General features: G+C 24.1%; 6 protein-coding genes and 1 pseudogene. All 7 read left to right on the top strand.

Features of this window, described 5'->3' with window-relative positions:
• Positions 1-1,374, top strand: a 1,374-nt coding sequence (locus tag AB668_RS05650; protein ID WP_050517193.1) for a P68 family surface lipoprotein, incomplete at its 5' end; no start/stop codon positions are given.
• A 566-nt stretch (positions 1,375-1,940) separates the two neighbouring features.
• On the top strand, positions 1,941-2,234 hold the full coding sequence (secG, locus tag AB668_RS00685) for a preprotein translocase subunit SecG (RefSeq protein WP_050517192.1): 294 nt from the start codon (positions 1,941-1,943) through the stop codon (positions 2,232-2,234).
• Between the two features lie 41 nt (positions 2,235-2,275).
• Positions 2,276-4,390, top strand: a complete 2,115-nt coding sequence (gene rnr / locus AB668_RS00680; RefSeq protein WP_050517191.1) for a ribonuclease R — start codon at positions 2,276-2,278, stop codon at positions 4,388-4,390.
• 17 nt (positions 4,391-4,407) lie between these two features.
• The gene (gene smpB / locus AB668_RS00675; RefSeq protein WP_004429953.1) at positions 4,408-4,854 is read left to right on the top strand and encodes an SsrA-binding protein SmpB; all 447 of its coding nucleotides are present in this window, start codon (positions 4,408-4,410) and stop codon (positions 4,852-4,854) included.
• A complete protein-coding gene (locus AB668_RS00670; protein ID WP_050517190.1) occupies positions 4,854-5,387 on the top strand; it encodes a hypothetical protein in 534 nt (177 codons plus the stop codon). The genes smpB and AB668_RS00670 overlap by 1 nt, the downstream gene beginning before the upstream one ends.
• 408 nt (positions 5,388-5,795) lie before the next feature.
• Positions 5,796-6,512 carry a hypothetical protein gene (locus AB668_RS00660; RefSeq protein WP_050517188.1) on the top strand — a complete coding sequence of 239 codons (717 nt, stop codon included), beginning with the start codon at positions 5,796-5,798 and terminating at the stop codon, positions 6,510-6,512.
• A gap of 202 nt (positions 6,513-6,714) precedes the next feature.
• Positions 6,715-7,001 (top strand): annotated as a pseudogene (locus AB668_RS00655) (IS1634 family transposase); the annotation flags it as partial.

Genomic DNA, 7,001 nt, shown 5'->3' with positions numbered 1-7,001 from the left:
GAAACTGACAAAATTTTTAATGTTCCATTTGATAATGCTGATGTTGATTCTGCTGTTTTCAACTTAAGATTATTAAATAAAATGTTTGAAATCATCAAACAAGGTGGAGGAACAGTAGAAGATGAAGCTGATTTAGTAAAAAGATCTAAAGAAGTTAAAGAAAAAGAAATTCCTACAACTTCAATTTGAGCACACGTTGAGCTTAAAACAACTACTGAAAATGAAAAACCATTTCGAGATTTCACAGTTAATAATGAAACTTTTCAAACACTAGATGGTATTAGAGAGCTTGCTTTAAAATTTTCTGAAAATATTCAAATAAAGGATCAAGAAAAGTTAACAACTTCTACATTATCTGGTGAAGTTCTATCAATTGATTATCAAGATCAAGCTTTCTTAAAAGAACTACACACTAAAATTGAAGATGAGAAAAAATCAGCATTTGAATTAGATGGAAGTAAAAAAGTTAAATATAACTTAATTGATGATAGTGATTTTAATTCAAAATTCAAATCACTATGAGAAGACTATTCAAAAACAGCTAAAACTGTGTTTAGAAAAGAAGTATCAGAAAATGGTACCAAATCAACAAAAGCATTCCACTCTATCAAATACATGAAAAACGGTAGAGAAGAATGAGGATCATGAGAAACTATGAGATTTCAAAGTGCAATAAGTTTTGCGGCATCAGTTGGAGCATATCAAAATAAAGTTACTAGAGTCTCAAAAAACCACCCATACTTAGGAAAAGTTGAAAAAGATAAAGAAGCAGAATTCTACAAAAACAATGCAGGTGAAAGTGATGTATACATGACTTCGCAAGTAATCAAAAGCAAAGGTTCAACATATAGCGTATTTAATGAAGGTGGATCAAGTATCATACCAGTTGCTTCATCAAATGATAAAGTAAATAAGGCAACTAAAAAATTCTTAGAATGATTATACAAAGGTAAAAACAAAATTACCACAGAAGAAGAAAATAACTGATTAACTCTTGCTAGAACTTCAGGATACGTGATGCCTTTAAAAGATGTTGTAACAACTAAAACACAAAAGTTATTCAAAAACACAATTAAAGAATTAGAAACAAAATTAAAAGACAAAACAATTGATGAATTAACAAAAGAAAATACAGAAACTGAAGCAATGTACTTTAAATTAAATATGTTAAGATCTGCTTCAGTGTCTCTTGATTCATTATTAAAATTAAATGAAGACAAAACAATTGCTAAAGCTATGGTTACTGATGATAAATCAGCTCAAATGATTAAATCAATTGATTCAGCATTACTTAACCAAACTAGAGATGAAAAATCTGAATCAAAAGATTTTAATAAATTATTAGAAGAATTAAGAGCAATTAAAAACCAATAATAAAACTCAATTAATAAATACTTTAAAATTAACAGGATTTGACAAAACAAATCTTGTTTTTTTTGTATAATCTTAAAAAATATTTTTCCAACTTATATAATTAATAAATAAATAACTTAAGGATGTCTACTATGAATAAAAAAGAACCGTAAGTCATTTTTTAAATTTTATACTAAAGAAGAAATAGATGATCATCAAAATAAAATTACAAAACAAATTATTAAAAATAAGACCAAATAAAAAGATGAAGACTATAAGATTGAATTTATCAGAGATAGATCAATTCCAGGTGTTAAAGTAAAAATTTCAGCAACTGAAAATTCAACCAACTTTAAAGGTGAAACAGAATTTATAGCAATTCAAGCTAAAATTAAACTTTATGTAAAACATCAAAAGGATTAATAGTTGGAGTAGCTACTTCAGTTGGTGTTATATTTATCACATTAGTTGCTGGATCAATATTATTCATTAAAAAATGTTATAAAAATTAATTTTTACAATTAATTATTACTTTGTTTTTAGTATGTTTTTAATATATCATTATATTAGTTATGCGAGGTGAATTTATGTTATCATTTCTAGTTTCAAGTGACACTATGGAAATTGGTAGAAAAATAATATTAGCTTTTGAAATATTAGCTATGATAATTTCAATAATAATGATTTTTGTTGGTTTAATTCAAAACAAACAATCTCAAACTGGACTTAGTGCTTTAAATGGGGGTAATGAAGAATTATTCTCTAACTCAAAAGAACGTGGTTTAGATAAAACTTTATCTGTATGAATGTTAAGTTTAGGGATTATATTTTTCATACTAGCTTTAACAATTTGTATTATCACAAACACTATGCTTGTATAGTGTTTCTTTTTTATTAATAATAGACATAGATAGGAGAAATTATGGAATCTAAAATTATAGAGATAATAAAAAAACATAATCATAAAATTATGTTAAATACTTTACTAAGTAAATTTAAAACAATTGATCACGTTGATGTTAAAAATAGTTTAGATAATTTAGTTGAAGAAAATAAAATAGTAGTTTCAAATTCTAATCAAGTTTATTTAATAGATAGTAAATACAAACAAGGTATTTTAAAATTAAATCCAAAAGGATTTGGTTTTGTTAATGATTTATTAAATGTCGATCAAGAAGATTATTTTGTAGCACCAGTTGATTTAAATGGTTGTTTTGGAACAGATCAAGTTGTTTATACAGTTGTTAATGATCAAGATGATAGAACTAAAGCTGTAATTTGTGATTTGATAAAAAGAGAAAAAATCTTTTTAATTGGTGAAATAGTTAGATCATATGACAAAAAATTCCTAGACTTTATTCCTACAGATAAGTCATTTGATAATTTTAGATTTGTAATTTTAAATAAAGCTGAATTTAAATATGAAGAACATCAATTAATTAAAGCAAAAATCATTAATGTTAAAGATAGAAAAATCTTTATCAGACTACAAAAAGTAGTTGGTGACATTAGAAAAGCAAGTGATAGAATTATTGCTATTGCTGAAGAATTTGAAATTAAAACAGAATTCAATCAAAATACTTTAAAAGATGCTGAATTAGTAAACATACCAGTTGAAAAACAAACTGATGAGTTAAAAAAACGTCAAAAAAATTCTTTAGTTGATAAGATGATAGTAACAATTGATGGAATTGATTCTAAAGATTTAGATGATGCAATTTGTGTTGAAAAATTAGATAACGGTCATTATAAACTTTATGTTGCTATTGCTGATGTTAGTTATTATGTTAAACCTAAAACTAGTTTAGATAATGAAGCTTTATTTAGAGGTAATTCAACTTATTTAGCTAATAAAGTAATACCTATGCTTCCAAAAATATTATCTGATGATTTATGTTCTTTAAATCCAAATACTAAAAAATTTGCTATGGCTTGTGAAATGGAATTTGATAGTAATGGAATTATGTTGACTAAAAAAGTTTATGAAACAGTTATTATTTCTAAATTTAGACTAAACTATAAAGAAGTTAATGAATATTTTGAAAATAAAACTTGAAATCATGATTCAGAAAGTAAAGAAATGATCGATAATGCTTATGAACTTTATAAAAAAATTGAATTATACAAAGTTAAAAGAGGAACAATTAATTTTGAAGTAAGAGAACCTAAAATCATTATGGATAAAGATTCTAAAGTTATTGATATTACAGCAAGAACGATAGGAGAATCTGAAAAACTAATAGAACAATTTATGGTTAGTGCAAATGAAGCAGTTGCTGAGTTAATCTATGAAAAAGAATTACCTTTTATTTATAGAAATCATGGGAAACCAGATGAACAAGAATTAATTACTTGATATCAATCTTTAAAATCATTTGGAATCGATCCAAAACTAACACCACTTGAGATGTTAGATCCAAAAAATATTAACCGTACTTTAAGTCAAATTGAAAAACAAATTAAAGATCCAGTAGAAGTAGAATTATTAAATATTTCATTATTAAAATACATGGATAAAGCTAAGTATGGATTAGAAAATATTGGTCATTTTGGATTATCTAGTGAATGTTATACTCACTTTACTTCACCAATAAGACGTTATAGTGATTTAATGGTTCATCGTTATTTAAAACAATATCTTTTAGAAAGAGATACTAGAAAATTTGTTTTAGAATCTAATCAAAACTTCATTACAAAAGCATGTAATATTATTAATGAAACTGAAACAACTAGTGTTGATTGTGAAAGAGAAGTTATTAAAGCATGTATGGCTGAATTTATGGCTGATAAAGCCGGTTCAACATATACTGGAACTATTGCTGCAGTTCTCAAATTTGGAATGTTTATTCAATTAGATAATATGATAGAAGGTTTAGTTCATATTTCTAATATGGATAACAACTTAGTTTATGATGAAGAAAATAAAATATTAATTAAACCTGATAATACTTATTATAGAATGGGTCAAAAAGTTAAAGTTAAATTAATTAATGCTGATGTTAAAAAAAGAGCTATTGATTTTGTTTTAGTACAATAATAAAAAGAGGTGATCAAATGGGTGAACATTTAATTACTAAAAATAAAAAAGCTTATTTTAATTATGAAATTATTCAAACTTATGAAGCAGGTATGGTATTAACTGGTCCTGAAGTTAAATCAATTAGAAATCATGATGTTTCTATTAATGAATCTTTTATAATTATTAGAAAACAAGAAGCTTATATTTTAAATATGAATGTTAAAAAATATGAGTTTTCTAACTATATTAAAGGGTTAGAACCTTTAAGAACAAGAAAATTATTATTACATAAAAAAGAAATTATTAGAATGTTAAATAGAGTAAAACAAGAAAATTTAACTATCATTCCAACTAAACTTTATTTTAAACGTGATTATATTAAATTAGAAATCGCTTTAGCTAAAGGAAAGAAAAAATACGATAAAAGAGAAGCTATCAAAAAAAGAGATACAGAAAGAAAAGAATTAAGAGGTTATAAATAATGTTTTTATTAACTAAATCAAATAATGTAACTAAACCACCCACTAATATGCCAGTATGATTGATAGTTATTGTTTTTATTTTAGGAATAATTGGTGTTGCTGTTGCTGTTTGGGGTGCAAAATCCGGTTTTTCTTGAAGAGAAATTTTAAATGGTAAAAATAAAGATTCTAATAAAGTTAAAAGAATTTTAAGTACAAGAAAAACTTATAACTGAATTGAAGTTAGTGAAGCTGAAGAATCTGAATTAATGATTACTGGTGTATCATTTAAAAATGCAGTTTACTCATCTGATTCAATTCCAGTATTGCTTTTAAAATCTAAGAATTTTACAGAAAGTATTAAAGAGTTTAAAAAACAATTAGAAAACAAAAAACAATATGATAAGTTTTTTGAATATATGCATAAAATGAATTTTAAAAAAGAAGATATTATATTTATTGTTATAGATAAAGCTGAAAGTGTTGAAGAATTAGAACATTCATTCAATAGTTGATTATCAATAGTTAATGCTAAATCAACTGGACTAAATTAAAATTAAGATCAAAAGATCTTGATTTTTTTAATATTTAATTTAGTTTAAGTGATATTAATTACTACTGTTTCTGAAAAAAGTAAAAAAAACTAATTTCTATTATTGCAGGATTTTTTTCAGTTGCAAGTGCTACAACAGGAATTACAATAGGATTAGACGCTAAAATTAAAAAAGATAACAGAACTAATTTAATAAGACTAATTCAAAATACTAACATCGGTCTTATAAATAGATTTGATTTAAATAAAGATAGACAAACAAATTCTAATTCGTATTTAAATTTTACGAGTTTATTATGATTTCCGGGTACTATGCACACACCTCGATTTTTGTCAAGTCTTTTTTTTTTTTTTTGATTTTATAATTACCAAGAATATGTTATTTATACAAATCTTAGAAAGGGATATTATGAAATTAAAAACTAAATTACTAATCGCTGGTGCTATAGTGCTTACTTCATCTGGTGGAGCAACAACTACTTGATATGTTCAAACTCAAAAATCAAAAAGCATTCATTTAAATTCATTAATTACTAATCTAGATTTAGGAATAATCGATCAAGATGAATTAAATAATAAAAATGAACTTACTAGAATAATAACTAACTTAAATACAAACTCTAAAATAGATTTCAATAAATTAGATTTTCATATCCAAGATAATAAAATTATTGTAAAACCTAATAAAGATGGTCAAAAAGATTATAAAGGTGAGGTTGAATTTATTTTTCAAATAAGTAAGGAATTATCTAATGTGATAAATGTAACTAACTTAGGAATAATTAATAGATCTGATAAAACTAATCAAAATTTATTATTAAATTTAATAAAAGAAAAGAATCCTGGTTTAGATATTAATAAGATACAATTAGATATTCAACAAAATAAAGTTATTGTAAAACCTAAAACTGGTGATAAAACTTATAAAGGTGTAGTTGAACTTGTATTTAAAGTTACTCAAGATTTAACTACTTTAATTACTATTACTGATTTAGATGCAATTGTACAAGACGATCTACAACGAAATAAATTAATAGAAATTATAAAATCTAAAAATCCTAATATTGAAATAGATTTTTCTAAATTAGATTTAATTAAAAAATTCCCAATTTTGGACACTATATAATTTTAATAATTTACTAAAAAATTCTTATTTTCGTCCATTAAATACATTAAAATATCTAAAAAATTAAATTTTCTTAAATCTAGAGCTAAAAAAGCTCTATTTTTTGTTCCAATTTTATTTAAAAAAAGCTTAAAAAACTAAAAATAGGTGGTAAAATAAATATATATGTATAGTGTTTAACACATAAAAAAGGAGATATAAAATGGCCATTCCTAAAGACATATTAGAAATTCCAAGACCATCTAGTACCAGAGTAAAAGCAACCACAAAAGAAGGTATTTATAATGTTATACAAAGAACATCAATAAGAAAAAATGGAAAGATTATTCCTGTTGAAAAAGGAGTTATTGGAAAGATTATCAATGGTGTTTATCAAAGTATTGAAAAACAAACATATGAAGTAGACGTTAAATCATATGGTTTATTTGCACTAAATGAAAAATTAAACAATCATATCTTTAGAGAACTTTTAAATTTTTATGATTTTGA

It is taken from the genome of Mycoplasma sp. HU2014 (genome assembly GCF_001199495.1).
GTDB lineage: Bacteria > Bacillota_I > Bacilli_A > Mycoplasmatales > Mycoplasmataceae > Mycoplasma.
Note: the sequence above shows the minus strand (reverse complement) of the source record. Positions and strands in the feature narration are given on the sequence as shown.